This window comes from Candidatus Afararchaeum irisae, assembly GCA_034190545.1.
In the GTDB taxonomy this organism is placed as follows: domain Archaea; phylum Halobacteriota; class Halobacteria; order Halobacteriales; family Afararchaeaceae; genus Afararchaeum; species Afararchaeum irisae.
The window spans coordinates 1-1704 of the sequence record JAXIOF010000052.1; the positions used below are offsets into that span (position 1 = coordinate 1).

Genomic DNA, 1704 nt, shown 5'->3' on the forward strand with positions numbered 1-1704 from the left:
TAGCCTCGATAAGACGCTACTGTCAAGCGGTTTCTAACTTAGCTAAAGACAGATGGTGTGCGCCCATACGGGAAACAAAAGTAAGCGTGGACTACCGTCCGACGTAAAACCAAGGTAATTCCAAATCCGACACTTAGTGTCGGATAGGGATAACAGGGGCTTGGCACTCCTAGTAGATGTCGGCTACAAACCTTAGATTCCCAACCATCCGATTGACGGGAGTAACATAAGAACCTCGGGAATCCCCGTCCTTCAGGGGTGGATGTCAAAATACAGAAGTCTCATCTATATGTGCCAGATGACATGACGGACGAGAAGGAGATCGCCGACTTCGAGTCGGTCTACGCCCTCACATCCAACCTCGGGAGCTTCGACCTCTCTTTTAAGAGGGGGAGAGTAATACTCAGCACGAGACGTCTCGTGATAGTCGGAAACGACGAGAAGAGAGCCGTTCCCCTCCGTAGTATACTCCAGGTCAGGCTTCGTCAGACACCCACGGAGAAGGACGAGGAGGCTGTCCTCGTGAAGTACGGTGACGGGGACAGCAAGGAAGCAGCCGTAGTAAAGTCAAATCCCGACGTGGTTCACAGGTTCTACGAGGTACTCAACAGGCTCCTTCTCAGCGGAAGAGAGGTCTACGTCGAAGACCCCGTCGAGATCGGCGGACGACGTATGGCTACTTCTTGGGAGAGAACCCGTCTACGTATAGAGGACGGTACCGTACTCCTAGAGGACACGACTCGTATAGACCCCGATGAGGTTCAGAGTCTCCGAGTGAAGAAGACGAAGGTGGACTCGATAGACAGTACGGGTAAGTCTCTGACCGTCAGGTATCTCAGGAGGGTAAACGCGGAGGACGAGAGTAGATCAGTGACTACTCGGATATTCCACACTAACGAGCGTTTCGTGAGGCTTCTCTACTACTTCGCGGGCAGAAGATACCACGACGTAGTCGACGATATTAAGACAGTATCCGTCTCGGAGAGACAGGAGAGGATACTCTCGGCTCTCTACTCGGGTCTCACAGCCGAGGAGACTCGTGAGACAGTGGCGAGGACGGTGAAGACAGAAGGAACGGAAGAGGACGACGATGACGATAAAGAAGACACGAGGAGTTTCGGCGAACTCGTGAGTGACCTCAAAGACAAGGATCTCGTGGGGAGGGATGACAGAGGTGTCAGAACTACCATGAAAGGAAACGTATACGTCAATACAGTCTATGACTTCGGTCTCGGCTGACCCGACCTCAGGTATAAGTATCACCGCCGAGTAGTTGAGGTATGTCCTCCGAACTAGCACAACAGAAATGTGAGCCGTGTCAGGGCGGCGTTCCGCCGATGGAAAGCGACGAGATCCACGAGTACCTCGACCAGGTAGGCGACTGGGAGAACGTCGACGACCACCACATACAGAGGAAATTTGAGTTCGACGACTTCCGCGACGCCTTAGAGTTCACGTACGATGTCGGTGAGTTAGCCGAGGAGGAAGGACACCACCCCGACATCTACCTAGAGTACGGAACCGCGGAGGTCAAGTTCTGGACACACAAGATAGACGGTCTCCATGAGGCGGACTTCGTGATGGCGGCGAAGGTCGACGAGATCTACGACGACTACAGTTAGGTCGACGTCCGTGACGTGGGACGTGAGGTGACCTCCTCCTCGCCGTAAACGGCGAGGCTTCCCGAAACCGCACCGCAAGCGT

The 1704-nt window shown here is 53.8% G+C and carries 2 protein-coding genes; both read left to right on the forward strand.

Annotation, left to right across the window (positions count from 1 at the left end):
* The first annotated feature begins 303 nt into the window (after positions 1-303).
* On the forward strand, positions 304-1239 hold the full coding sequence (locus tag SV253_06925; protein MDY6775794.1) for a CheF family chemotaxis protein: 936 nt from the start codon (positions 304-306) through the stop codon (positions 1237-1239).
* A gap of 41 nt (positions 1240-1280) precedes the next feature.
* Entirely contained in the window at positions 1281-1622 is a 342-nt protein-coding gene (locus SV253_06930; GenBank protein MDY6775795.1) for a 4a-hydroxytetrahydrobiopterin dehydratase, read from the forward strand.
* Positions 1623-1704 lie beyond the last annotated feature (82 nt).